Annotated in this window: 22 protein-coding genes and 1 pseudogene; 2 read left to right on the forward strand and 21 right to left on the reverse strand. The window is 49.4% G+C overall.

Annotated elements, in window-relative coordinates; all coding sequences use genetic code 11:
- Positions 1 to 33: 33 nt before the first annotated feature.
- From EDM55_RS11325 to EDM55_RS11410, 18 genes and pseudogenes are all read right to left on the reverse strand, one after another.
- Entirely contained in the window at positions 34 to 1,080 is a 1,047-nt protein-coding gene (locus EDM55_RS11325) for an autoinducer 2 ABC transporter substrate-binding protein (RefSeq protein WP_092276664.1), read from the reverse strand.
- Between the two features lie 60 nt (positions 1,081 to 1,140).
- Positions 1,141 to 1,950, reverse strand: a complete 810-nt coding sequence (locus EDM55_RS11330) for a BtpA/SgcQ family protein (protein WP_122960382.1) — start codon at positions 1,948 to 1,950, stop codon at positions 1,141 to 1,143.
- A gap of 32 nt (positions 1,951 to 1,982) precedes the next feature.
- Positions 1,983 to 3,083: a M42 family metallopeptidase gene (locus tag EDM55_RS11335; RefSeq protein ID WP_122960383.1), complete on the reverse strand. Its 1,101-nt coding sequence runs from the start codon at positions 3,081 to 3,083 to the stop codon at positions 1,983 to 1,985.
- A gap of 23 nt (positions 3,084 to 3,106) precedes the next feature.
- On the reverse strand, positions 3,107 to 4,636 hold the full coding sequence (locus EDM55_RS11340) for an FGGY-family carbohydrate kinase (RefSeq protein ID WP_170184296.1): 1,530 nt from the start codon (positions 4,634 to 4,636) through the stop codon (positions 3,107 to 3,109).
- Between the two features lie 54 nt (positions 4,637 to 4,690).
- A complete protein-coding gene (locus EDM55_RS11345) occupies positions 4,691 to 5,440 on the reverse strand; it encodes a DeoR/GlpR family DNA-binding transcription regulator (protein ID WP_092276653.1) in 750 nt (249 codons plus the stop codon).
- Positions 5,441 to 5,716: 276 nt separating this feature from the next.
- Positions 5,717 to 6,901 (reverse strand): ROK family transcriptional regulator, encoded by a 1,185-nt coding sequence (locus EDM55_RS11350; protein ID WP_122960385.1) that lies wholly within the window; start codon positions 6,899 to 6,901, stop codon positions 5,717 to 5,719.
- 123 nt (positions 6,902 to 7,024) lie between these two features.
- A pseudogene (locus EDM55_RS11355) lies at positions 7,025 to 8,062 on the reverse strand (MFS transporter).
- A 101-nt stretch (positions 8,063 to 8,163) separates the two neighbouring features.
- Positions 8,164 to 9,036, reverse strand: coding sequence for a sugar phosphate isomerase/epimerase family protein (locus EDM55_RS11360; RefSeq protein WP_092276647.1), 873 nt, complete (start codon positions 9,034 to 9,036; stop codon positions 8,164 to 8,166).
- 106 nt (positions 9,037 to 9,142) lie between these two features.
- Positions 9,143 to 10,138 (reverse strand): Gfo/Idh/MocA family protein, encoded by a 996-nt coding sequence (locus tag EDM55_RS11365; protein WP_122960386.1) that lies wholly within the window; start codon positions 10,136 to 10,138, stop codon positions 9,143 to 9,145.
- Positions 10,135 to 11,067 carry a Gfo/Idh/MocA family protein gene (locus EDM55_RS11370; RefSeq protein WP_122960387.1) on the reverse strand — a complete coding sequence of 311 codons (933 nt, stop codon included), beginning with the start codon at positions 11,065 to 11,067 and terminating at the stop codon, positions 10,135 to 10,137. The genes EDM55_RS11365 and EDM55_RS11370 overlap by 4 nt, the downstream gene beginning before the upstream one ends.
- A gap of 30 nt (positions 11,068 to 11,097) precedes the next feature.
- The gene (locus EDM55_RS11375) at positions 11,098 to 12,300 is read right to left on the reverse strand and encodes an ROK family transcriptional regulator (protein WP_092276638.1); all 1,203 of its coding nucleotides are present in this window, start codon (positions 12,298 to 12,300) and stop codon (positions 11,098 to 11,100) included.
- Between the two features lie 33 nt (positions 12,301 to 12,333).
- Positions 12,334 to 13,296: an ABC transporter ATP-binding protein gene (locus tag EDM55_RS11380; RefSeq protein ID WP_122960388.1), complete on the reverse strand. Its 963-nt coding sequence runs from the start codon at positions 13,294 to 13,296 to the stop codon at positions 12,334 to 12,336.
- Positions 13,289 to 14,281, reverse strand: coding sequence for an ABC transporter ATP-binding protein (locus EDM55_RS11385; protein WP_122960389.1), 993 nt, complete (start codon positions 14,279 to 14,281; stop codon positions 13,289 to 13,291). Before EDM55_RS11385 ends, EDM55_RS11380 begins: the two co-directional genes overlap by 8 nt.
- An 18-nt stretch (positions 14,282 to 14,299) precedes the next feature.
- Positions 14,300 to 15,193, reverse strand: a complete 894-nt coding sequence (locus tag EDM55_RS11390) for an ABC transporter permease subunit (protein WP_092276628.1) — start codon at positions 15,191 to 15,193, stop codon at positions 14,300 to 14,302.
- A 21-nt stretch (positions 15,194 to 15,214) separates the two neighbouring features.
- The gene (locus tag EDM55_RS11395; protein ID WP_122960390.1) at positions 15,215 to 16,138 is read right to left on the reverse strand and encodes an ABC transporter permease subunit; all 924 of its coding nucleotides are present in this window, start codon (positions 16,136 to 16,138) and stop codon (positions 15,215 to 15,217) included.
- A gap of 77 nt (positions 16,139 to 16,215) precedes the next feature.
- Positions 16,216 to 17,811, reverse strand: coding sequence for a glutathione ABC transporter substrate-binding protein (locus tag EDM55_RS11400; protein ID WP_122960391.1), 1,596 nt, complete (start codon positions 17,809 to 17,811; stop codon positions 16,216 to 16,218).
- A gap of 75 nt (positions 17,812 to 17,886) precedes the next feature.
- The gene (locus tag EDM55_RS11405) at positions 17,887 to 18,945 is read right to left on the reverse strand and encodes a Gfo/Idh/MocA family protein (RefSeq protein WP_092276615.1); all 1,059 of its coding nucleotides are present in this window, start codon (positions 18,943 to 18,945) and stop codon (positions 17,887 to 17,889) included.
- A 103-nt stretch (positions 18,946 to 19,048) separates the two neighbouring features.
- On the reverse strand, positions 19,049 to 20,038 hold the full coding sequence (locus tag EDM55_RS11410) for an ROK family protein (protein ID WP_122960392.1): 990 nt from the start codon (positions 20,036 to 20,038) through the stop codon (positions 19,049 to 19,051).
- Between the two features lie 93 nt (positions 20,039 to 20,131).
- On the opposite strand from EDM55_RS11410, the gene EDM55_RS11415 reads away from it, so the two are divergent.
- Complete coding sequence (locus EDM55_RS11415) at positions 20,132 to 20,935, forward strand: GntR family transcriptional regulator (RefSeq protein WP_092276609.1); 804 nt, start codon at positions 20,132 to 20,134, stop codon at positions 20,933 to 20,935.
- A gap of 222 nt (positions 20,936 to 21,157) precedes the next feature.
- The gene (locus tag EDM55_RS11420) at positions 21,158 to 21,520 is read left to right on the forward strand and encodes a hypothetical protein (RefSeq protein WP_122960393.1); all 363 of its coding nucleotides are present in this window, start codon (positions 21,158 to 21,160) and stop codon (positions 21,518 to 21,520) included.
- Positions 21,521 to 21,590: 70 nt separating this feature from the next.
- On the opposite strand, the gene EDM55_RS11425 is transcribed toward EDM55_RS11420, so the two are convergent.
- The 3 genes from EDM55_RS11425 to EDM55_RS11435 form a co-directional block, all read right to left on the reverse strand.
- Complete coding sequence (locus EDM55_RS11425) at positions 21,591 to 22,637, reverse strand: XdhC family protein (protein WP_092276602.1); 1,047 nt, start codon at positions 22,635 to 22,637, stop codon at positions 21,591 to 21,593.
- Positions 22,638 to 22,691: 54 nt separating this feature from the next.
- On the reverse strand, positions 22,692 to 23,462 hold the full coding sequence (locus EDM55_RS11430; RefSeq protein WP_092276598.1) for an enoyl-CoA hydratase/isomerase family protein: 771 nt from the start codon (positions 23,460 to 23,462) through the stop codon (positions 22,692 to 22,694).
- An 85-nt stretch (positions 23,463 to 23,547) separates the two neighbouring features.
- Complete coding sequence (locus EDM55_RS11435; protein ID WP_122960394.1) at positions 23,548 to 24,864, reverse strand: MFS transporter; 1,317 nt, start codon at positions 24,862 to 24,864, stop codon at positions 23,548 to 23,550.
- Between the last annotated feature and the right edge of the window lie 140 nt (positions 24,865 to 25,004).

The following is a 25,004-nucleotide window of genomic DNA, read 5'->3' on the forward strand; positions in this document are numbered from 1 at the left end:
ATTGCGGTTCACCCTCTCTAAACGTGTGTAGAATTAGAAGTTGTAATCATTCATGTTATCTTTTCCGACCCCGACCCAAGCGCTGCCGAACAAGTATTTGTCATTGACGACCTTGATGCTTTCGTAGCCCTTCACCCCGAGATTTGCACCTTCCTTGATATCTGCTTTCTTACCATCCAGCACCATGACAGCCAGCTTGTTCATCACGTACCCGGCGTCAGCGGGATCCCAGAAGCCAATCATGCTCATCGCACCGCTCTCCAAATATTGCTTGCTCACGGACGGTACGCTTGTGCCCACGACGCTCACTTTTCCTTGCAGCCCCATTTCTTCTACTGCCAGTGCCGCACCAGCAGCATCGTTCCCCGACGCGCCCTGGAAGCCTTTCAGATTTGGAAAAGCCTTCAGTGTTTCCCGGAATTTCTCACTCGCCGTTTTCTGATCGTCATTCGTTTCCAGCTTGCGGGCGACTGCTTTCATGTTCGGGTACTTCTCCTGTTGGCGTTTGTACGCGCCTTCTTCCCACTGCATGTGCGATTTCGTCGTTAAGCTGCCCACAGTTGTCATGTATTCGCCCTGCTCGCCCATCGATTTCGCCAGACTGTCCATTAAGAAAGCACCGTAGTCCAAGTTGTCGAACGCTTCGATATTAAAGTCTGTATTTTCAAAGCCGTCTGCCTCGTGTGTAATGACTACAATACCTTTTTCACGTGCCTTTTTCAGCACGGGCTCCAACGCTTCGGCAGAAAACGGGACGACAGTAATCGCGTCTACTTTTTGCGCGATCAGGTCCTCGATAATTTGCACTTGCAGCGCCGCATCTGCTTTCTGCGGCCCTTGCATAAACGTTTCGTTGCCTGTTTCCTCACCGAACCTCTTGATTCCCTCGTTCATTCGATCAAACCATGCGACACCCGTCAATTTGACCACTGTGGCGATCTTGTACTTTTTCCCGCTGGCCTGTTGTCCTGTCTGGTCTTGTGGCTGTGTACTTTCGCCGCCACTGCATGCTGACAGTAAGAGCAGCAATACAGCCAGCATCAGGCTCACGAGCGTCAAGCTTCTTCTCTGTCTGTTCATGATCGTCGACCTCCCTTATCTTCTGTTTGTAATGAAAATGACATGGTCACATGTCATGCACTACCTCTGCCGAAACGCTTTTACCTTTTCCATGAACGCTCTTACTCGCTCTTGGTCTACATGATTTTCGAATTTTCCGTCTAATTTAAACGTTGTTCCGACGACTGCTCCGTCCGCAATGGATAGCTGCTGCTCCAAATTTTGCATGCGGACTCCGGTGTTCGCCAGGACGACCGTTTCGGGAACAGCATCCTTTACCCGCTTCAAAATTTGCGAATCGGTCTCTGTCCCTGCCGTCAATCCTGATACGCACAAGGCATCCGGCCGATTGTTGAATACGGTGGATTTCGCGACATTCTCAATATCCCGATCTGCCAAGTACTTCGCGGCTTCTGGAACGATATTGAAGAGCAGCTTTACATTCTCTGCTCCGATCCGATACTGATGACGTACCGTCTCGCCAACATTGGTGTTCCATATGCCAAAATCGCTCGCGTAAACGCCCGTAAAGATTTCACGGACAAACTGTGCCCCAGTTGCAGCAGCCAGATCCAGTGATTTTTTCGCATCCCAGAGCACGTTGACTCCGAAAGGAATTTGAATATCGCTTTTGAGTTCTCCGATGATTCTCGCCATCGCTGCTACTGTCTCCGTTTTTACCTCAGTCAAATACGGCAGACTAAACTCGTTGGAAAACATCACGGCATCCACGCCACCGTCCTGGAGCGCTCGCAAATCCTTTCGCGCCATTTCCACGACGTATTCCATCCCTTTTTCTTTCTGAAAGGAAGGGTCTCCTGGCAAAGGAAGCAGGTGGCACATGGCAATGATTGCTTTTTCCGTTCCGATTACGTCTTTTAACCAAGTCATGATTTGACTCCACTCCTCTGATAGATAATAGGTTATCCGCGGCTAAGATCCAAATTTTGGTCGAAAGTGAGCAAAAGCTTTTCCAGCAAGCAAATGAGCTGCTCCACATCCTGTAAATCCACTGCTTCTACTGGCGCATGTGTGTAACGGGCTGGGTAGCCGAGATCGATCATTGGAATGCCGTCATTTTCCAATTGGCTAAAGGAAGCATCCGTCAGAATGCCCATAAAGACTGCTTGCTGCAGCGGAATTTCCTGTTCGCTTGCAATCTTTTGTACATGCTTCACCAGCTTGGGATTGGGGATGAGTCCACCCAAAGTGCCTCTTCCATGGAAGGTGTACATGCCAAGGCTCGGGCCGCCACCGAGACGAATATCCGCGCTGCCTTTTAGATCAGGTGTATCTGTCGCGATCGTAATATCCAGCGTGATTGCCAAGTGCGGATTTATCTTTCGCACGGCTGGCAGCACCCCGCGCAGGTTAAACTCTTCCTGCACGGAAAAGACAATGTACAGCTCGCAGGGCAGCTCGGTATGCTGCAAACGGTCTGCCAGCTCAAGCAAGGTCAGGCAGCCCACACGGTTATCGAGAGTATTGCCAAATACGATTGAGCCATTGTCAAAAAACTGCCGGGCGTAGCCTACCGGTGTACCTGGTGAAATTCCTGCATCCAGCGCCTCCTGCTTGCTCCGAAAGCCAAAGTCCGCATAGATCTCATTTACCGGAAGCACCTTATATTTCTCGTCTTGCTTTGTGACATGGTGGGATTTCGTGCCGACAATCCCGTTCCACCGCTTTCCCTCCACTTCGATCAAAAGAGTCGTACCTGCCAAGCTCTTCTCCGGAATTCCGCCCAGCCGCTCCAAGCGCAAAAAGCCGCTTTCCTCCACTTTGGTAACTACCAATCCGAGTTCGTCCATGTGAGCGAACACCATCACCCGAAACGAATTTTCCGCCTGGATCCGATTCATTCGCACAATGACATTCCCGAGCGCATCGACCTGAATATGCTCCGCCGCTCCTGCCAGCCTCTCCTTTACATAACGGATGACAGAATCCTCGTATCCGGACAGAGCAAGGCAAGACGTCAAATCACGCAGAACCTCTTTCATTTTTTGATAGTCTGGAATCATGCTTTCGTTCCCCCGTTGTTTGGTTAAGTGAGCTCATCCATTAAATCTCGTGTTCGCTGATACAGTTTGTGATAGAGTTCGTAGTAGCGCTCATAGACAAGCAGATGCGTCTTCTGCGGTGCAACCTCTTCCTTGACTTTTACCCATTGAGCCATATCCGTAAGATCTCGATACCAGCCGAGTCCAAGCGCACACAAAAAGGCGTTTCCGTAAGAGGCACCCAGTGTAATTTCCGGGATGACCTGAGTCAGTTGGCAAATGTCACTCACACTTTGCAGCCAAAGGCGATTTTTAACACCACCTCCTACCGCAATGGCTCGATGGATCGGAACATCCATGCTTCGGATTTCGTCCATATTGTGGCGAATGGAAAAGGAAATGCCCTCTAAAATCGAGCGGTACATGTCAGACTGCGTGTGATGGAGGGTGAGTCCAAAAAACACACCCTTTGCCGCAGCGTGATGAATAGGCGTCCGTTCTCCGCTAAAGTAGGGAAGGGTGAGCAGCCCATTTGCCCCAGGTGGACTCTGCTCTGCCAGCTTCATCGCATACGTGTAGGCATCATCGACCGTCATGCCATTTTCCTTTTGTCCAGCTGCCGACAAGCATTGATCGATAAACCAGCGGGTGAGTGAGCCTGCTGTAGCCGTGCCACCCGTAATAGTGTGGTAGCCAGGAACCGCGTGCAAATTGGCCCATAAGGTATGTGTCCTTGGTAAATCGGGAGCAGCAAGAATAAAGAAGGTAGAGCTGCCGTACATCAGCATCAAATCGCCTTTGTTCACCGCTCCTACGCTAATCGCCTCGGAAAGCGCGTCGGCTGTACCAGCAATCACTTTCGTTCCGGGGGCAAGTCCAGTCTGTGCTGCTGCCCGCTTCGTTACTTCTCCTACGATTTCGTGGCTCCAGGTGAGTCTGGGCAATTTGTCCAACTCACAGATTGCACTCGCCATTTCCTCGCTCCATTTCAACTGATGGATGTCCAAAAGCGGTGAGTAAGATGCTGCCGTGTAACGATCGATGACCTGCTCATCCGTAAGCTTGTAGACGAGATACCCTGAACCACAGAGAAACTTGGCCGTTTGCTCATACACATGCGGCTCTTCTTGGCGAATCCAGAGTATTTTCGGTCCTGCCGATTGAGCTGATAAGGATTGTGCCCCAACTTGGAAAATCCGCTCTACCCCTAATTTTTCGTTACATTCATGGACCTGCGTTTGCGATCGCGTATCGACTCCGTACAAGATTGCTTTACGTAGGGGCTTTCCCTCGCTATCGACCGGGACGACGGCTGGGGCGATCGAGCTGACTCCCACGGCTTTGATCTCGTCCGGTCGGATCCCGTATTTGGCAGCGGCCTTTTGCGTGATGGCTTTGCTCAAATGCACAAAGTCGTGCCACCACGTATGCTCCGCATCATGCTCGGCCCAACCGCGTTGCGGGATTTCCAGCTGATGGGCCACCGACTCGCTCAAAAGGAGCTTGCCGGCCTCGTTTACCAACGCTCCCTTTGATTCATAGGTCCCGATATCTATCCCTAGCACATAAGGCACATTCTTCACTCCCCTCGCAGCCCAAGTAGATCGCCTCTAGTGCGCTGGACATGACTAGACGTAAGTAATTTTTCCTTTGAAATGGTCTTCTGGAAGCTCCCCGCCAAAGTCGCCTTTGTTCGTGATCATTTCATCGATCTGCTCGGCTTCACATACCTGGATCAAGGAAGAATGTCCAAATTTCGTCCTATCCACAAGGGCGATGACTCTTTTGGAGCGATCGATAAATGCTCGTTTCACTTCCGTCTCTTCGATACTGTAATCCGTGAGACCCGTTTCCAGATTGATGCCCGCTACCCCGAGATAAAAGCGATCAAAAGTGAATTTCCTAATCGTCTCTTGGGCGATGCTGCCGACCATCGACATTTCCGTTTTACGAATCAGCCCACCGATCATATACACCTGAAGATTGCTCTTGGCGAGAATCGAAGCGACCTGGATGCAGGAGGTAAATACCGTGATCCCCGAGCGCTTGGTCAGCTCTCTCGCCAATTCCGCCGTCGTAGTACCGACATCCAGTGCGATGACCTCTCCCTCCTGAATCGTGTTTGCTACATACTTGGCTATTGATTGCTTGAGCTCGTTGTTTTTCTTTTGCCGTTGATTAAACATCGGCTCAAATCCTAGCTCGGGTAAAGAAGCTCCTCCTCTTTTGCGAACGATCATCCCTTTCTTCTCCATCGCGGCCAAGTCTCTGCGGACGGTAACCTCGGAAACGTACAGGGAAGCAGCAAGTTCTTCCACCGACAACGGGGATTTTTCGTTCAGAAAATTCAGAATGTCTTTCTCGCGATCTGTCGCCATGCTTATCGATCTCCTCTTGAGTGAAATGATACACGAATGATCATATACGATCAATTAAAAATCATGAATAATCAGAAATTGATCAGTTCAAAATATTAATTCGATCATATGTGATCATGAAAGCGATTGCAATACTCGGCAGCAGAATAATAATGAAACGAAAAAGACGCTTGAAATGCATCGTCACTCGACGCATTCAACCGTCTTTTCCAGTACCTACGCCACTAGGAGGAATGGAGCTTTGCCCATTTGCCAACTGGCAGGCTCTCCCTCCGCTTACTCCTCTGACAAGCGACCCGCGAGCGGTGCAAAATGCTGCATGGCCAAAGCACCTGCTCCCATGACGATGCCATCTCCCCTCAGTTCGGACGGGATGACCTTGAATGTGCCTCGAAACGGCTCCCAAATCACTTGCTCACTATGTTCTTCCACCAAGTCTACGATCTCTCTATAATTCTCAATCAGCTCTCCGCTCAGAATGACGGTATCTGGATTGTACATGCAAACGATGTTGTTAATGGTAATGCCAATGTACAGTGCGGTACGCCAGACGATCTCCTTTGCCCAGCGCTCGTTGTTTCTCGCGGCTGCGTATACTTGGCGAACATCTGTAATTTCACTTACACGCCGCGCTTCCATGATCAGTGAATTCTCGTCGACATAGGTTTGCAGGCAACCGCGCTTTCCGCAGTCACACAGGTTGCCGTTTGGATCGAGCGTCGTATGTCCAAGCTCTCCGGCGCTATTGGAGCCACCCCGGAAAACCTCTCCATTGATGATGAGCGCAGATCCAATGCCAGTACCGATCCCGATCAAGGCCGTTTTGTTTGAGCCTTTGGCAGAACCGTACAGATACTCCGAGAGAATTTTTACTTTCAGATCGTTATCGATCACCGTTTTGATCTGCAGCTCTGCCTCGATCATCTTGGCGAACGCTACGTTCTTCCACCCTAAGGTTGCGGAGAATTGGACAATGCCCTGCTCGTAATTGATAACACCAGGGACCCCGATCCCGATCCCGATCACTTTTTCGCAGGGAAGGTTTTGTTCCTCCACCATCGCGCGTATCTCGCAGCAGATCAGCTCAGCCGTCTCCTCAGGCGTAGATTTTTGGGCCTGATAGTCTACCCGGCGATAGACCGTCACGGTTTCACTAAAATCCATTAATCCAAAGCTGATCCGCTTTTTTTCGATGTCTACACCTATGGAGTAAATCGCGCCCGGCTCAATATCCAGCATGACGGCTTTTCTGCCCAGACCCGAAGACGTCAGATTCGTTTCGCGAATAAAGCCTTCCTCGCAAAGCTCACTGACAAACCTGCCGATCGACGTCGCACTCATCTTGGTGATTTTCGTTATTTCGGCTCGGGAAATAGGTCGCTGTTTTTTTATAATATCGAGTATCATTTGCTTGTTATGTTGTTTGGTTACGTCCTGGTCATGTTTTACGATTTTTTTCATAGCTACTACCCCCTCTTACCTTTGACATTCCCTTATACCTCTATATGTAATCCTTACACTACCTGTCCGCCTATCGTTCGTCAACGGCACAGCAAATAACCACCCGACTCTCCCGGATGGCCGCTATCTAGTAGATTGGTGAACGGCCGTCTCATCCAGCCCTTTGTATTTGACATAGAGGGCCGTCAGCAGAAGTGCTGCCCCATTCATGATAAAAATGACCCGGATCGGCACGATACCTCCGAGAAAACCTCCAAGGATTGGCCCAATCATATTGGCAAATTGGACGGCAGACTGGTTCAACCCGAAAGCTCTTCCACGAAAATCAGGCTCAATCACTTTGACAATCAGGGCATTGATCGCCGGATAAACGGCAGCGAAAAACAAGCCGTACAAAAATCGCAGGATACCAAACCCGTACAGATTGGTAAAAAAGTATTGCAGCACACTTCCGATTCCACCGCCTACCAGCCCGAAAACCAAGACCTTGGTGTAGCCGATTTTACTTCCGATTTTCCCCCAGTGCGGGGCTGCCAGGACTGTCGCTACGCCCATCGAAGAAAAAATGATGCCTGAGTTAAGCGAAGCATCCTGCTGTGCTGCTCCAAGCTGCAGCACGTACACGGTCAGCAGCGGCTCCAAAAGCATGACGGAAACGGTCACCATCATGCTGATTCCCAGAACAATCATGAAACGAGGGTTCAGCATCGCCACACGCAAATCGTCCCGGACTTTTGACCGCTGCTTCAAAGTGACGTGAACCTCCCGGACAAAGAAGGTAGCAATCAGCGCTGCCACAAGTACGAGACCCGAGGAAAAAAGAAAGGCTTCCCGATTGCCCCACAAATGACTGACAACGCCCCCAATCAAGGGCCCCACTATGCCTCCCGTCGCTCCACTTGTCGCCATGATTCCCAAAGCGTAGCCTGCGTGTGCTTCGGGAGTGTTGGTCGCGACCAGCGCAATCGCGGAGTACAAAGCCAGCTAAAAGACCTTCCAGCATTCGAAGGAGACCCCCGACCATGCCTCCAAATGCTCGCGAACCCCAAGCGTGTTGTACATAAAGAGCGGCAAAAAGGGGATCGAAAGGGAGTAAGCAGTACTACAAAAAAATACCCCGATCCACAGAACCACGAGATTTCTTTTCCAGGAGAACGACATGGCCTTGTTAAACCTTCTTTCCTGCAAACAGCTGCATTTTTCTAACGGAAAACAGAAGGAAGCATCACGATTCAGATCGCAATGCTTCTCCCCCTTCCCTCCTACGCTTCTTCCCAGAAACGCCGCAAGTTGTCCATACCAATTTTTGAGCCTTCCCGGCAATCTTCCATTCCTTCGAACTCCACTGTAATATAGCCGTCGTAACCAGATTCCTTCACCAGCTTTACGACTTCGCGAATCGGGATATCGCCCTGGCCGACAATGGCTCCGCGCAAGAAATTGCCATGAACCGTCTTGAACCACTTTCCGCCGCCTGGCTCCTGGTAATACGGACGGAAATAAAAGTCCTTGAAGTGAACAAGCGAGGCGTATGGCAAATTCTTTTTCACACCGACCAGAGAATGCTCATCCACACACATAAAGTTGCCAATATCTAGGGTTGTTTTGAAATTCGGGCGATTGACCGCTTGCAAGACACGCTGGACGCGATCACTCGCTTGGACAAGCCAGCCGTGGTTTTCAATGGTCGTTGTAATGCCAAATTGGGCTGCGTAGTCGGCGATTTGCCGGCTGCCTTCCACCATGATTTCGAGGTTATTCTCAAAATATTCGATCGTCGTTTGCTCTACAGGAACCGTAAACGCAGATACATCGTGACGCATATGCTTGATGCCCATTCGGTTTAGGAGATCCACATGCGTTTTTACACGTGCGACCTCTGCCTCAAAAGCTTCTTCTGTTTCCTGAATGAAGTTGGTCGGCATCGAATAGTTGGACAGCTCAATCCCTACAGCCTTGGCTTTGTCCCGTACGGCGTCGGCCAGCTCATAGTTGTCGACCAAGGTGAAGCCGTAGGGCACGATTTCCATATGCACGCCACCGTTGTCCGCAATCCATTGCACAACATCCAGGACATCCATTTCTCCAGCTCTGATGGCAGTCAGCAAACTATATGTGCTCAATCCAATTTTCATGAGATCCACCTCTTCTTTTTTATCATTGTCAATGGTTTACGTGTCATCCAGTCCGCTCTGTACATCATTTTGGTTTTGGCTCCATCCCTCCTTTCCCATGCAAGAATCACTCGGGAAAAGTCACCTTGTCGATGATGACAGCTTGCTTGCAGCGGTTTGATTCATAAGCGGCTTTGACGATTTCCAGTGTGCGCAGCCCATCCTCTCCTGAAATTGATGGCGCTCTTCCTTCTTGGACGCATTGAATGAAATCCGCAATGAGCCCTTCGTCCATATCCTTTGCCCACGGGAGATGCTGCACCCTGTTGGCATGATCATTGTAGTAGAGAGCATGCTGCTTAAACACATCGACCGACAGCGTGCCTTTGGTCCCTACGATTTGCATGGTCACGTCTCCCCACGTCGGAAATGTTTTCGGTCTGGACCAGCTCGGGTCGATGGTCACGATCACACCAGACTCCATTTCCAGTGAAACGATTCCGCAATCCTCCACATCGATGTCGTAAAAACGGGTATCCAGCTCGGCGTACACACTTTTCCCTTCATCCTTTAGCAGCCAGCGAACGAGATCCATTACATGAACGATGTGGTCGGTAGCGGCTCCCCCGCCGGAAAGCTCTTTCTCAATGAACCATCCTCCAGGCATTTGCCCGTGATTCGTCCCATTGACAGCCAAAACTTCTCCGATCGCCTTGGATTCTATCAGCTGCCTGACCTGTTCCATTACAGAGGCAAAACGGACAGGATAGGCAATTTGCAAGATGACCCCTTCTTCCTTGCAGGTGCGGATCATCTCTTCGGCATCCTTCACTTCAGTCGCAATCGGCTTTTCACATAAAATCTGCTTTTTGGATTTGGCAGCAGCGATTACATGCTCTTTATGCCTGGCATTTTCCGAGCAGACAATGACCGCTTCCAAATCCGTCTGCAAAAATTCCCGCAGATCGCCATAGTAATCGACCTGATAGGTTGCAGCTGCTGTTTTCCCCCGCTCCTCGTCGTGATCCCAGATAGCGGTGAGTTGGACATCTGGGTGCTTTTGCAAGTAAGTAGCATAGCTGTGAGCATGCATATGCGCGAAACTGATGATCCCTACTTTCATTTGGCACTACCCCCGTCCATGAGCTGAACCGGTTGCCCCGACTCAGCCGATTGTCGTGCAGCCTGGGCGATTTTTCGAGCCATCCTCACGTCTTCAGGAGTCATTTGGAGCGGTTCTTGGCCGGACACAGCGCGAACAAAATGCGCTCTACGGCTGCTCCGACGATCGGCAGCAGCTCTATCAGCAAAAGGCTCGGCACCAGAATCCGGTTGAACCAGCTTCCTGTTCATGTCCCAAACAATCGGCTGACTGTCGTTACTATCGTACTGAAGCATGCCCGATGCACCTGTCAATTCAAAAGAAGACCGCTCTTCTGGCTCTGCCAAAGACAGCTCGATATGCGCAATCGTTCCATCGGCATGCTTCACGATAACCAGCGCATATTCGACTGCTTGCCCTGTTTCGTCCATGTGCTTGACACTCCTGGCCATGACTCGCAAGACATCACCGAAAGTCCACCGCAGCCAATCGAATACCTCGGCACCCAAGACGTCGAAAATGCATCCTTTCGTCGCCGGCAGTGCACTCCGCCGCATCCGGATCACACCTGGCTTGCCGATCGCTCCCTGCAAGACGTGCTCTCGAGCCTGTACATACACGGGGGAAAAGCGCCATGCATTTGGCAGCAGCAGCATTATGCCTTGTTTCTCGCAGATTGCTTGAAGCTCGCTGATTGCTTCGATGCCGATTTGCACATTGGCATCACAGATCACATGCTTTTTGGCTTCGACTGCCAGCTCGATCCATTTTTCAGGTGCCGTCACACTCGGGGCGATGTCGACAGCATCGACCTCTTGATCTTTTACCCATTCTCCAAAAACAGCTAGATTGTCTGCCACACCTATGATCTCTATCTCGTTTACCCCGGACCAGGCACACTGCTGCTGCGTGCTCCCTGCTGCTGTATCCGCGATGACTACTTTCCACATGTGACATCCCACCTCCAAATCAATCAAGTTCTACAACGAAAATTGAAACGTATCCTGCAGCACGACTGCAGCTGCCCCTACGACTTCCACATCTTCTCCAAGGGAATTGAGACGGATCGCAAGTCCCTCGGTAAAAATGCCATGGGCATATTCATGGACATATTCCGTTACCTTGGAGACGAGCAGTTCATTTTCAAACGCAATTTCTCCGCCGAGAATAATGGCCTCCGGGTTAAAGAGATGAACGAGATTCACCAGACCTGACGCCAAATAAGAAGCTGTTTCTTCTAAGATGCTCTCCGCGAGCGGGTCGTTCTGCGATAGCGCCTGTCGAAAAACTGCTGAGGAAATGTGGTTGACGTCATGCCCAGCGAGCTCAAAAATACAGCTTTGCTTCCCTTTTGCAAGCGCAGACAAGAGCTTGGCGTAGATCGCTGGCCAGCTTACATAATTCTCCAAACAACCAATATTTCCACAATCACAGCGAACGCCTGTGCGGTCAATCGTGGTATGTCCAAACTCCCCGGCTCCGCCAGCAAATCCGCGGTAGATGGAGCCGTTCACGAGAATACTGGAGCCCAAGCCATCCCCGATCGTCACATAGATCATGTTTTGATAATGGCTGAAATCACCGATGCTCTTTTCGGCAAGCAAATAGGCATTGGTGTCATTGTCGAGCCAGGTTTTGCTGTGAAAGCGACTTTCTACGATCTCTTTCACCGGAATGTCTTTTAATTTCAGCTTTGGATTATAGCGGATGACTCCATTGTCCGAGTCCACGATTCCTTGCGTCACGATGGATATGCCAACGCAGTTGTCCAAGCTTTCATAGGGCAAAACGAACTGCTCCATGATTTGCAGCAAGTACGCGATAACCTGGTCACCTTGATAGCGCTTGATCGTGAATACTTCTTTTTTGCGGACCTTTGCTTCCAGATTCATTTCCGCAATCGTTATTTTAGACCCACTAATCGAGATCCCGATTAAGAAACGGCTGTCGGGTGAGAACTGCAGCAAGATCGGCTTTCGTCCTCCATTTGAAGTTCCTGTTCCAACTTCACTGACGAGCGAGTCACGAATCAGTTCACTGACTGCCGACGTAACGGTTGTAGGGCTCAGCTTGTGCCGTTTCGCTATTTCGCTTCGGGAAATGGGTCCATAATGACGGATCGTGTCGAGTACGATGGATCGATTCAACTCTTGGATTAGCTTTAAATCACCCGTCCTGCGCATGGTACCCTTCCTTTTACTTCGTAGAATAACTGCTTATAAGTGGCAAGCTACAAAATGACCGCCCACCTCTATTTCCCGCAAGCGAGGGACAGTGGATTTGCACATATCCATGCTGTACGGACAGCGAGTATGGAAAAGACAGCCGGATGGCGGGTTTACCGGGCTGGGCACATCCCCCTGCAAGATAATCCGCTCCCTTTTTGCTCGCGGGTCGGGAATCGGAACAGAGGAGAGCAGTGCTTTGGTATACGGATGCTGGGGATTTGCGAAAATGGATTCTTTCGGTCCCGATTCGACCAAGGAGCCCAAATACATCACGCCGATTTTATCGCTGATATGCTCCACCACGCTCAAATCATGGGATATGAACAAGTACGTCAGTTGAAACTCTTCCTGCAAATCCTTCAGCAGATTCAAAATTTGAGATTGAATGGACACATCCAGTGCAGAAACCGGCTCATCCGCCACAATTAACTTCGGCTTCAATATGAGTGCACGCGCTATGCCAATCCGCTGCCTCTGACCGCCGCTGAACTCGTGCGCGAATTTATCAGCATGGTAGCTGTTCAACCCGACCACATCTAGCATTTCTTCTACGATCTTTTCTCTCTCTGCAGCAGATAGCTTGGTATGGATGACGAGAGGCTCCCCTACGACTTCGCGAATTTTCATTCTCGGATTGAGCGAAGCGTACGGGTCCTGAAACACCATCTGTACTTGCTTTCGCACTTCCCGTAGCCGGTTTTCATTCATTTTTGAAATTTCTTCCTGATTGATCCAGATTTTCCCCTCATCGGGAGTCAGCAGCCTCGTCACCAGACGCCCCGTCGTGGACTTGCCGCATCCGCTCTCGCCAACTAAGCTGAAGGTCTCTCCTTCCTTGATTTCAAAGGAGACAAGATTAACTGCCTTCACGCTTTTTTTGCTGCCCAAAAATCCACTGTCTATGGGAAATGTCTTTTTGATCCCGTCTACTACCACCAGCGACTTAGACATGCGCATCCCTACTTTCTTCGCGATAGAGCCAGCAGCGGCAAAAGCGTTCTGAGCCTGTGGCTGTAATCGTCGGTTCTTCCTCCCAGCATACGGGCATGACTTCCTTGCACCGCGGAGCAAATTTGCACCCTTTTGGCATTTGATTCGGATTAGGCACATTGCCTGGAACGGAATCGAGCCTGGAACGCTTTTGCCCCAGCTTTGGAACCGAGCCGATCAAGCCTTTTGTATACGGATGCTTGGGATCATCGAATAAATCGTAGACAGATGCTTCTTCCACCACTCGTCCTGCGTACATGACGACCACGCGATTGCACATCTCCGCGACTACACCCAAGTCGTGTGTGATCAAAAGCATCGACATATGCTCTTCGGCTTGGAGCTGCTTCATCACATCGAGGATTTGCGCTTGGATCGTCACATCCAGCGCGGTAGTAGGCTCATCTGCAATCAGCAAATTCGGTCGGCATGACATGGCCATCGCAATCATAATGCGCTGCCTCATCCCCCCGGACAGCTGGTGCGGATATTCGCTGATGATCTCTTGTGGTCTCGGAATCCCTACCTTGGTCAGCATGCTTATCGCGTGCTCTTTCGCCTGCTTGTCAGAATAGCCTAGGTGCAGACGAATCGACTCCATAAGCTGCTCACCGATTTTCATCACGGGATTGAGTGACGTCATCGGCTCCTGGAAAATCATCGAGATTTCTTTCCCGCGAATCCCGCGCATGCTGCTCTCCGAAATGGACAATAGGTTCGTTCCCTTATACTTGATTTCTCCGTTCGTGATTTCTCCTGTCGTATCTTTAAACAGACGCATGATCGAAAGGGAGGTAACGCTCTTTCCACAGCCTGATTCACCGACAAGGCCGAGCACTTCGCCTTTTTTTATGTGAAAGCTGACATTGTCCAAGACGACTGTCTTTTTGTTATCTCTCGTAAATTGCGTTTGCAGATGCTTTACTTCGATGATGTTTTCACTCATCTGCCCCAACTCCCTCGATTAATTCTTCGTTTTCGGGTCCATAATATCTCGCAAGCCATCGCCCACCAGATTGAACGCCAGCACGGACAGGAAGATGACCAAACCAGGGATCATCACGACGTGCGGTGCGGTGTCCAGATAATCGCGCCCCATGCTCAGCATCGCTCCCCAGTCAGGACTCTCAGGCTTTGCTCCCAATCCGAGGAAGCTAAGGCTCGACGCTGCCAAGATGGATGTTCCGATACGCAAGGAAAAGAATACGATCATGCTCGAGACGGTCTCCGGAAAGATGTGGCGAAAAATGATCCGGCTGCTTCTGGCTCCCATGGATCTCGCCGCCTCTACAAAAACCGCTTCCTTCGCAGCAAGCGTGTTCCCGCGAATCAAACGAGCAAAGGAAGGGATACTGAATACGGCTACGGCAACCACCACGTTCGTTAAGCCAGGACCGAGAATCGCGACAATCGCAATCGCCAGGAGAAGATCAGGAAAGGCAAACATCACGTCGCTGGACCTCATGATGAGGCGATCCAGCCAACCCCCATAATAACCGCTGCACAATCCCAAAATCGTCCCGATCACCGCTCCCACCAAGACCGAGGTAAAGCTGACACTGAGTGATATGCCGGCACCTACGATGATCCGGCTCAAGATATCCCTGCCATATTCGTCCGTCCCTGCCCAGTGCGCTTGAGATGGTGTCTGCAGGATCGCATCATAATCGGGCTCATAAGGATCGTACGGCGCAAGAATGGGTCCAAATACGGCGACGAGGAGCAGGAAGATGATAAAAAAGCCAGCCCAAAATGCCGTTTTTTGTTTCTTCCACTTTGTCCAAAACTCACTCATCCTCGAGCGCTTCTTTTCCTCGGAAACCAAAGAGATTTGACTTACTTCTTTCACTGCTTCCATAAAACATCTCACCCCTTTTGGTTAGCTATCAAAGCGGATTTTCGGATTGAGCGCTTTGTATAAAATATCCACCAGGAGATTCACCAAAATGAATTCCAGCGAGAACAGCAGAATGACCGCTTGCACAACTGGGTAGTCGCGGAAGGCAATCGAGTCAATCAGAAGCCGCCCCATTCCCGGAATGCTGAAGACGGTTTCCACCACAACCGAGCCGCCCAGCAAAAATCCGAATTGCAGGCCTGCTATGGTGACGACAGGAAACATCGAGTTTTTCAGCGCATGCTTGCGTACGACTACCGATTCCTTCAAGCCTTTTGCCCGACCGGTCCGAATAAAGTCTTCCTTTAAGGTTTCGAGCAGCGAGGATCTGGTGAAGCGCGCTAGCATCGACATGATTCCGGCTCCCAGTGTAATAGAAGGAAGAACATAGCTTTTCCAGCTGTCTGTCCCACCTGTCGGAAACCAACCGAGCTGAACGGAAAACACTTGTATGAGAATGAGTCCCAGCCAAAATCCGGGTAAGGAAATGCCTGAAATCGCCGTAAGCATCCCTAAAAAATCGGGCCATTTATTGCGGAACACAGCAGAGATCGTACCGATTACTAAACCCAGAACAAGCGCCCAGCCTAGACTCATAAATGTCAATTTCAACGATATCTCGTACCGATTTTCGAACATATCGCTAATCGGAAGACCTGTCTTTAACGAGTGACCCAGATTACCTGTGAACAAGTTTTTCATATAGTTCAGGTATTGCACCGCCAATGGTTTATCCAATCCCAATTCCTGACGAACCCGCGTGATTTCCTCCAGCGTTGCCTCTTTTCCCGCCGCTAAACGTACAGGATCACCTGGTACCAAGTGAATGAAGAAGAAAATGAGCAGCGACACGATGAAAATGATCGGAATGATCCCGATAAGCCTCTTCACGATATAACGGAACATATATCGGTTCCTCCTAAATAGGGAAAAGTAAAGCGGCGCTGGGCAACAGGCTTGTGACCCAACGCCACTTTTTCGATTTATTTTATTTCCGCTTCTCTGACGTAGATGCCGCCGCTTGGCGTGATGTAAACACCGTCTACGTTACTGCGTTTTCCGTACAAAATTTCATCGACTGCGAGGAAAATCCATGGCGCTTCCTTAAATACGTTTTCTTGTACAATTCCATACAGTTCTTTTTGCTTCGCTTGGTCAGAGGATTGGGTAGCTTCCTTGATGCTCTTATCGACCAGATCGTTTTTGTAGAAAGCGGTGTTGGCTCCTGCTGGCGGGAAGTTCTCGCTGCTGAACAGGGAGCGCATCGCGTTGTCAGGGTCTGCAGAAGACCAGCTTACATACCACATCTGCATTTTTGCTTCTTCTGGAGATTTGATGTTGTAGATTTCGTCAGACAGGGTGGCTTCTTCCATCGATTTCACATCTACCGTGATGCCGACCTTTTGCAGCTGCTGCTGGATGAACTGCATACCTTTCATCGTATCCGAGTTGGTATTGCCCCAGATTTCTGTCGAAAAGCCGTTTTCGTAGCCAGCTTCCTTGAGCAGCTGCTTCGCTTTTTCCACGTTGTACTCATACTCACCCTGTTTGGCGTAGTGAGCGATCGTAGGCGACATGAGGGATTCCAGCTTCGCACCATAACCCGCTTTGACTACTTTAATGAACGCATCCTTGTCTACTGCATAGTTGATGGCTTGTCTGACGCGCGGGTCGTCAAATGGCTTTTTCACCATATTGATCGATACATAACGGGTAATCGTCGATGGTGTGCGCTCCACCTTTACGCCTTCTGCTCCGCTCAAAGTCTCTACTTGCTGTTCAGGCAGCGGATAAATGACGTCTGCCTCACCTGTTTTGAGCATCGCTACGCGAGAGCCATTTTCAGGAACGGGTTTGTACGTAATTTTGGCAACCTTCGCTGCACCTTTGTTCCAGTGATCCGGATTCAGCTCGACCGTCAGATGGTCGCCCTGCACCCACTCTACAAATTTGTATGGCCCGGTTCCTACCGGATTCTTCGCAATGTCTTTTCCGTACTTCTCCAAAGCTTGCGGACTGATGATTCCCGTAGTAAATTTGTTGATCATCGCACTAAACGGCTGGTTCAGTGTCACTTTTACCGTGTATTCATCCACGACTTCCGTGCTCTTGATATACTTATAATTTCGATACGCACGCAGGTTGTTTTCCTGATTGCTCATACGGTCAAAGTTGATTTTGACCGCTTCTGCGTTGAAGGGGGGACCATCATGGAACTTCACGTTTTGGCGCAGTTTAAACGTGTATTCCGTAGCCTCTGGATTCGCAGAATATTCAGTCGCAAGTCCAGGGATCAATTTTAGATCTTTGTCATAGATCATCAGCCCTTCGTACATCGAGGTCTGCACACCTGATGACAATGCGTCACCTGTATTTTGCGGGTCCATCGTGATGAAGTTCTCGTTGACCGCCACCACCAGTTCATCTTTCTTTGTCGATGGCGTCTCTTGTGCAGTGGAAGTGCTTGGAGCAGCGCTGTTGCCTGAACTCGTAGGACTGTTACCGCTGGAACACCCAATTAGTAAAGCTACTGAAAAAAGGAAGACAGATGCTGCTCGAAAATAGGACACTTTTTTCATAACCTTTTCCCCCTTACAATTTTTATCTGATAGATGAAATCTGGATGTCCCAAGGTACACTGCCAATAGCCTGACTCAATATTCGATTTCGCGTCCTTGCTGCGCCGATTCGTAGATTCCGCAAAGAATTTTCATCATCTCTACGCCATCTTGTACAGGGCTGAGAGTCTCTTTCTCACCAAGAACACTGGAGATAAAGTGATCAATTTCATTTTGAAAGCCTTGCTTAAAGTCAAACGATAATTTATCGATCTGCGGACTCACGTTCAGGATCGTATCGTGTTTTTCCGTTACGATGGAAAGCTGTGGCTCTACCTCGGCACCGCCTTTGTCGCCATATAACTTGACAGACAGCTCTTCTTTTTTCGCATGGAGCGTGTAGCTTACATCCACCATGAGCGAGGCTCCATTCTCGAAGCGAATGATCGCATTGGCCAAGTCCTCTACCGTGTTTTTTCCGGGGTCGTAATCGGCTGCTTTGTAAAAGGAAAGGTTCTTGACGTTGGCGCGATTACCAAGCTTGTTGTATGTATTTCCGCTGACGGTCTTCACTTTCGGACAACCCATCAAGTACCAGCAAAGATCGATCACGTGGACGCCCAAGTCGATCAGCGGCCCTCCACCGGATCTCTCCTTGTCAGCAAACCATCCACCCGGATTTCCCAAACGGCGCAGGCAGGATGCTTTGGCGTAGTAGATATCCCCGAGGTCTCCCGCATCAATGAACTGCTTCAAGAGCTGAGCATTCGTATCGTATCTTCGGACAAACCCAACCTGCAGGACCTTTCCGCTGCGTTTTACTGCCTCCTCGATTTCCAGAGCGCTTTCAACCGATGTGGATAAAGGCTTTTCGAGCAGGACGTGCTTGCCTGCGTTCAAAGCGGCGATCGAAATCTCTGCATGCGTGTTGTTCCAGGTACAAATGCTTACAGCATCGATTTCTTCATTTGCAAATACGTCTTCCAATCGACAATAATAGGTTCTGGCATTGAACTTTTCCGCTTTCTCCTTGGCTCGTTCCTCGTTGAAATCTACGACTGCATACAGCTCAGCTTTTTCATTGTTTTGGTACGATTGCATATGCATGTCTGAAATGGAACCTGCACCGATTACCGCGACTTTTACTTTTCTCACGTTTAGCCTCCTAATGATCTGTCTTCATCGCTAATTAATTTTTCCATTGGAGTTATTAAATAGATGATACAAAATTATCTCAATTTTTGCAATACATGTTCAATTATAAAAATGAATATTTTCCAGACCTCTCTTGCGTAGAAAATAGCAAGCCTGCCGCTCCCATGACGCCTGATTCTGTCCCTAATTGATTTAGCTCCACGCGAACTTGGTTCGCCAAGCCGGGTATACAATGCGCTGTCACGCCTTTTTCAATCTCCTCCAAAATAACAGGAGCCGAGTTCATGACCCCACCGCCGAACACGAGCAGTTCCGGATTAAATAAATGGATTAAATTCGTCGCTCCAATCCCTAAATAAAAGCCCGCCTGCTTCAAAATGCCGATCGAAAACCGATCTCCCTGGAGAGCCGCTTCTCCAATCTGCTTTGCCGTTAGCGCTTCGTGCCCTTCCAATAAGCTTCCGGAAAACGATGAATCGCGGTTTGCTATTTTTGTTCGCGCCATATTTTCAATCGCAGTGCCTGACGAATAGTTCTCCAGGCACCCCCTGTTCCCGCAGCGGCAGATCGGCCCCTTCCAATCGATCGATATGTGCCCGAATTCGCCTGCGCTGCCATCATTTCCTGTGAGCAGGCGGCCGTTACAAATGATCCCCGCACCTACGCCTGTACTTACAGTGACGTAAATCATATTTTGCGTTCCTTTGCCCGCTCCCCACATCCACTCGGCTACCGCCGAAGCATTCGCGTCATTCATCAAATACGCAGGAAGGTCGAATCTCTCCTGAATCAGCTGGCCGATGGGAACGTTGCGCCACCCGAGATTGCTCGCAAAAATCACCTCGTTTTTCGCGCTGTCGATGACTCCTGCCGAAGCGATTCCCACCCCTCGCACCTGATTTCCCTCCACGCTTGCGTCTGCCATCACGGCTTCGATCGCGGCCAAAACCCGATTGATTACCGCTTGTTCACCATCATCCGAAGAAGTCGGCAGCTGCTTTTGGCTTACGATCTGTCCCCTGCCGTCTATCAATCCAGCCAGAATCTTCGTTCCACCCAAATCTAGCCCGATTGCGTACTCGTTTCTATCCACTGCTGCCCTCCTCCCTTCCAATCGCAGATATCAGTTACTTTCTCCACTGGTTTTATAAAGTAGCTTCTCTATATTATTAACACATCACCCGCAATGCGTCCAGATTATTCTGAATATTATTTTACATCGCTAAGCGAAATCAAGCCGCTTTATCTCCAGCTAAAAGAGGTCATCAAGGAAGATATCAATCGTGGCGTATACAAAGTCGGACAGCAGCTTCCTCCAGAGGGAGAGCTTTGCGAAATGTACGGTGTGAGCCGGATTACAACCCGCCGAGCGATAACAGAGCTGGTTGAAGCGGGAATCTTGCAGCGTCAGCAAGGCAAAGGCACCTTCGTCACAGCCAGCAAATTAAAACGCGAGCTGATCGCCGTGAACGGTTTTTCAGAATTTCTCACCCAGACCGGCAAGATGCCGCAGCCACGGATCGTTTCTACTACGATTCTTGAAGCAGATGAAGTCATTGCTGCCCCTCTGCAAATTTCGCCCGGAACATCCATACTCCAGTTGAAGCGGCTGCATTATGTGAACGACGCCCCACTCGTATGGGAAACCGTCTATTATCCGTTGACCCGGTTTCCAAACCTAGAAAAGCATATTGCCGAATCGATTTCTACCTACCAAGTGCTGAAGAAATACTATGATGTCCAGCCCGCTTCCAATCTGAAGACGCTGCAGGTTCTCACCACGATGAAAAACATGGCCAAAGTCGTAGATCAACAAAATGCGGGAGACCCTGCGTACAGACCGATGGCCGACGATTACGAAGACTCTGTCGCCTTTCAGGCAGCAGTAGAGCTCGTTATCAAAGGATGCGAGCAGCCAAACGGATACACGGACCCCATCCTGCACCGCAAGCGCTTGGAGTTTAAGGCGAAGCTAGCAAGCAAGGTTTAGGCCCTTTCCTTTTTCCTCTTTTTCACAAGGCAAATAAAAGCAGTGTGCTCGCAAGCGAACGCAAGCACACTGCTTTTTGCACTGGGCTTTTGTCGTCGAACAACCCGTTACGCTGCCTCATGTCAGATTGATAGATTTGTGTCGGTACATACGGAATATATTGACAATGCGATACTTATTACCTAGGATAATATTACCATGATAAGGAGTTGACAGTTTGATATGGCAAAAGGTTCGCTAATGGTTGGCTGGGGTGAAATTATCGCGGGGCGCGAGAAAGCCGCGCAAGCCACGCTTAACAACGCAATGCAATACTGTATACGACTACAGCAAGAAGGAAAAATTGAACACTTTGAAGTCGTTGTTCTTGAGCCTCATGGCAGCGACCTCAACGGCTTCGTCCTGATCACAGGAGACAAAGAAACGATAGCATTGCTGCGAGCAGATGATGAGTTTGTCTCGGTGATGGTTGGCGTGCAGCTGGTTCATCGAAATGTGAGAGTGGTTGGAGCTTACACAGGAGCAGAGCTGCAATCCTTGTTTGCCATGTGGGATGAGCAAGAGGAGAAACTGCTGGCTGAATAGAAGGAAGCTTCGATCGGAAATAGCAATACCCTTAGGACTCTCCTAAGGGTCATTTCTTTTTATTAGGGGATCAAAATGATAGGAGTGAGGTGTAGGACAACGCTTTACGCTCATTTCTCACTTTCAATAATTGGGCAACGATGCTGACGCTTATCTCTTCAGGCCCCTCCGCTCCAATATCCATTCCTACCGGCGAGTAGACCCGATCTGGAAGTCTTGTGGGTGCAAGCAATTTCTCCGTTCTTCTTCTGGGCCCCAAAACCCCTAAATAGTTTACCTGCTGCTTGATGAGATGGTTCAGGATCGTGCGGTCTCGATCAAAATTGTGGGTCATAATCAACGCATAGCTGTGATCGGGGATCTTGCCTTCCTTCAAAAATGTTTCCGGATGCTCCACGATCAGCTGATGGGCACTCGGGAAGTACTTGTCACAGCATCTGCTGCTTCGCGGATCGATCACCGTTGTCGCAAAATCCATCTTCTCTGCCAATTCTACCAATGGCTCTGCGTCGGGCCCTGCGCCAAATACATACAATCTATCTTTCGGTTCATAGATTTCTAGTAAAATCGTACTCTTCCATTCTGCTTGATCGATTAATGCGAAAGTCTTGTTTGTATCGATAAAACTTTCAATGATAGCATGGATATCCGGGCGACTCTGTTCATTTCCGCAAGTAAGCCATTTTCCATTCTGAGAAGCGAGGTAAAACGGTGTGATCGCCCTCTCCCCGATTCCCCTGGCGTATAGAATTTTTTCACCTGCGTCCAGTAAGCCCTCCAACTGCTCCCATGTAGAATTCCAGGCTACCGGTTCCACATAGATGGTAATTTTCCCATTGCATCCCGCACTTTGGCCCCAAGAAAGTGCGTCACCTGCTCGTAAATCATACGAGATGGTTTGCGGCACTTTGGATTCCATCACTTCCTGGGCACGATAGGCTAAATCATTTTCCAAGCAACCCGCACTAATTGTTCCGTATGGTTCCTCCGCCACGAACAACATTTTTGCCCCCTCATGCCGATAAGCAGAGCCTTCGACACGGATGACTGTTGCTATAGCCATAGGAGAATATGGATGCGCCTTCATTACCTTTAGCAGTCGATAAAATTCTTTCACTGACCCTTCCCCCACTTTCCCACAGGATGTCTAGATCGAACATGGAAGAGCTCGTTAGCCAAAATGCGGCTTCCGTTTTTCTACAAAGGAGAGACAGCCTTCATGAAAATCAACAGGGTCTATATATTTCCACGGAGCATGGGTCTGCTGCTCGCATAAATGGACTGCCTTCTTAACCGCTGCCAGGGAGGCCATTGACTGGTCTGCCATGATTCCAGCCGTTTTCAGGCAAGTATGCTCAAGCTCTTCACGATTTTCCACGAATACATTGACTAAACCTAGTTGTTTGGCTTCATGGTAATCATAGATTTTTCCTGTATACACCAACTCTTTCGTGCGACTCGGTCCAATCAGTCTGACAATACGCTGAACAAAGGATGGCCCCAATGTAATGCCAAGTCTACCAACCGGTATTCCCATTTTGGTATTTCTGGTACCGATACGAATATCGCATGCGAGCGACAGGATAAAACCAGCACCCATGGCCGGCCCATCGATGACACCGATGACAGGCAAGGAGATGTTTTCAATCGCTGCCATAGCATCCTCCATTTTTTCAAATGCTGCATTCGCTTCGTCAGCCGTCATTTGGGTGAATTCCCTGATGTCTGAGCCAGCAGAAAATTGTCCACGTGCCCCCTTTAAAATGACAACCTTGTTTTTGGGGTTAGACTCGACGCTCTTTACCAGACGCGCCAATTCCAGCCACATGTCTGAAGTAAGTGCATTGCGTGAGGCAGGACGATTCATAGTAATAATCGCCATTTTTGATGTTTCCTGCAGGGTAATTTTTCCGTCTGTCACTCTTTTAATCATGACGCGCATATGTATCCACCCTCTTACAAAGAAATAGAATCGAGAGGAGCATGTCTTGGATCATCATGCTCCTCGTTCTCTTTCGTTTCTCTATCTACTCAATCGCGTTGATTTCTCTACCTGTCCTATCAGCAGCAAATAGGGCAAAGACGACAGCCGCGATGGCGCCGATAATCCCAAGTGCCAAGGCCATCGTAACAGACCCGGCGATCTTGATAGCAATCAGCGGGAACAACCCAGCACCTAAGCCACGACCCACGTAGTAGCAAACGTTATTTCCCGTTGCGCGAAGTCTAGTTGGGAAGAACTCAGACATCCATACGCCCAGCACTGCGAACCCGGCGTAACCTGCATTACAAATCATCAGGCTCCAGAACATGGGGGAAGACAAGAAGTTTTCTCCGATGGCTATGTTTCCGGTTAAAGCGAGAATCAGGAAGGAACCAAAGCCAATCAGACCCACAACTGCTCCCCAGAAAAACGCCCATTTCCGATTTAACTTATCCGAGATGTAGCCAACGATTACGTAAGCGATCCCTGTGATGAACAAAGCGATCAATACGATTACGCTGGTGAGATTGAGTGGGACTCCTGCTTCTTTCAGCAAGAAGGTAGATTGATACGTTATGGTTTGGTAGGAAATGATGAACACAGCCGTTGAAACGATCATGAACATGGTTGTGCCATATGCCAGGCCGTTTTTGAAAATGTCGACCAAAGGAACACCTGTGCGTTTTAATTCTACGGGCAGTGTTCCTGCGCGCAGCTTCTCCCGATACTCCAGCCACAGCTTGGATTCCGGCAGGTAGAAAATCGAAGCAACTCCGACAATGACACTCAGCACACCCAGGATGAGAAAGGCATCGCGCCAGCCTTCATCCGCACCAAATGCTTGAAGACAAAAGTAAGTGACGATAACGGTTACAATTTGGCCAACAACAAACATTGATTGGATAAGTCCACCCATGGTTCCACGTTTCTCTGTTTTCCAGCACTCTGTAAACATGGTGAAGACCAAACCAAATTGACCGCCAATGCCGATCCCAGCAAAAATTCGGGTGATCAGGAAAACGTCATAGCTATGGATGAAAGCCGCTAATATAGCACCTACCCCGTAAATGAGAACGCAGAGAGCATACGACCAGCGGCGACCAATGACATCACCGAGCCAGCCGAATAAGAATCCGCCCACCAAGGATGCCAAGCCTTGCCATGTAAGCACAGTTACCATATCAGCAGTCGTGACTCCAAGTGATTTGGAGATGTAAACCATCGGGTATGAAATCAAATTAAGTTCAATTCCATCAAATAGCGCACCCAAGAAAGCAAAGAATACCACTAAAAGCGTTTCATTCCGCGTGTAAACGGAAGTCGCATTCAGTTTCAGACTTGTGTCAGCACCGAAACCCATTTCTATTCACCTCTTTTGGTTAATGGACTCTTTAAACGATTCACCATTCTCTGCCATCACAATCCGTTTACTACAAGCATGCTTAGTGGTAAGATTACAGGGAATATCTTGAAATTGGGTCTTCCCTGTCTCAGGATGAT

This window comes from Brevibacillus centrosporus (genome assembly GCF_003710815.1).
Taxonomy (GTDB): Bacteria; Bacillota; Bacilli; order Brevibacillales; family Brevibacillaceae; genus Brevibacillus; species Brevibacillus centrosporus.

Excerpts from the sequence above, each read along its gene's own strand:
- EDM55_RS11325 (WP_092276664.1), bottom strand. The coding sequence starts at position 1,080 with ATGAACAGACAGAGAAGAAGCTTGACGCTCGTGAGCCTGATGCTGGCT.
- EDM55_RS11330 (WP_122960382.1), bottom strand. The coding sequence starts at position 1,950 with ATGACTTGGTTAAAAGACGTAATCGGAACGGAAAAAGCAATCATTGCC.
- EDM55_RS11335 (WP_122960383.1), bottom strand. The coding sequence starts at position 3,083 with ATGATTCCAGACTATCAAAAAATGAAAGAGGTTCTGCGTGATTTGACG.
- EDM55_RS11345 (WP_092276653.1), bottom strand. The coding sequence starts at position 5,440 with ATGGCGACAGATCGCGAGAAAGACATTCTGAATTTTCTGAACGAAAAA.
- EDM55_RS11350 (WP_122960385.1), bottom strand. The coding sequence starts at position 6,901 with ATGAAAAAAATCGTAAAACATGACCAGGACGTAACCAAACAACATAAC.
- EDM55_RS11360 (WP_092276647.1), bottom strand. The coding sequence starts at position 9,036 with ATGAAAATTGGATTGAGCACATATAGTTTGCTGACTGCCATCAGAGCT.
- EDM55_RS11365 (WP_122960386.1), bottom strand. The coding sequence starts at position 10,138 with ATGAAAGTAGGGATCATCAGTTTCGCGCATATGCATGCTCACAGCTAT.
- EDM55_RS11370 (WP_122960387.1), bottom strand. The coding sequence starts at position 11,067 with ATGTGGAAAGTAGTCATCGCGGATACAGCAGCAGGGAGCACGCAGCAG.
- EDM55_RS11375 (WP_092276638.1), bottom strand. The coding sequence starts at position 12,300 with ATGCGCAGGACGGGTGATTTAAAGCTAATCCAAGAGTTGAATCGATCC.
- EDM55_RS11380 (WP_122960388.1), bottom strand. The coding sequence starts at position 13,296 with ATGTCTAAGTCGCTGGTGGTAGTAGACGGGATCAAAAAGACATTTCCC.
- EDM55_RS11385 (WP_122960389.1), bottom strand. The coding sequence starts at position 14,281 with ATGAGTGAAAACATCATCGAAGTAAAGCATCTGCAAACGCAATTTACG.
- EDM55_RS11390 (WP_092276628.1), bottom strand. The coding sequence starts at position 15,193 with ATGGAAGCAGTGAAAGAAGTAAGTCAAATCTCTTTGGTTTCCGAGGAA.
- EDM55_RS11395 (WP_122960390.1), bottom strand. The coding sequence starts at position 16,138 with ATGTTCCGTTATATCGTGAAGAGGCTTATCGGGATCATTCCGATCATT.
- EDM55_RS11400 (WP_122960391.1), bottom strand. The coding sequence starts at position 17,811 with ATGAAAAAAGTGTCCTATTTTCGAGCAGCATCTGTCTTCCTTTTTTCA.
- EDM55_RS11415 (WP_092276609.1), top strand. The coding sequence starts at position 20,132 with ATGCGTCCAGATTATTCTGAATATTATTTTACATCGCTAAGCGAAATC.
- EDM55_RS11420 (WP_122960393.1), top strand. The coding sequence starts at position 21,158 with ATGGCAAAAGGTTCGCTAATGGTTGGCTGGGGTGAAATTATCGCGGGG.
- EDM55_RS11430 (WP_092276598.1), bottom strand. The coding sequence starts at position 23,462 with ATGCGCGTCATGATTAAAAGAGTGACAGACGGAAAAATTACCCTGCAG.
- EDM55_RS11435 (WP_122960394.1), bottom strand. The coding sequence starts at position 24,864 with ATGGGTTTCGGTGCTGACACAAGTCTGAAACTGAATGCGACTTCCGTT.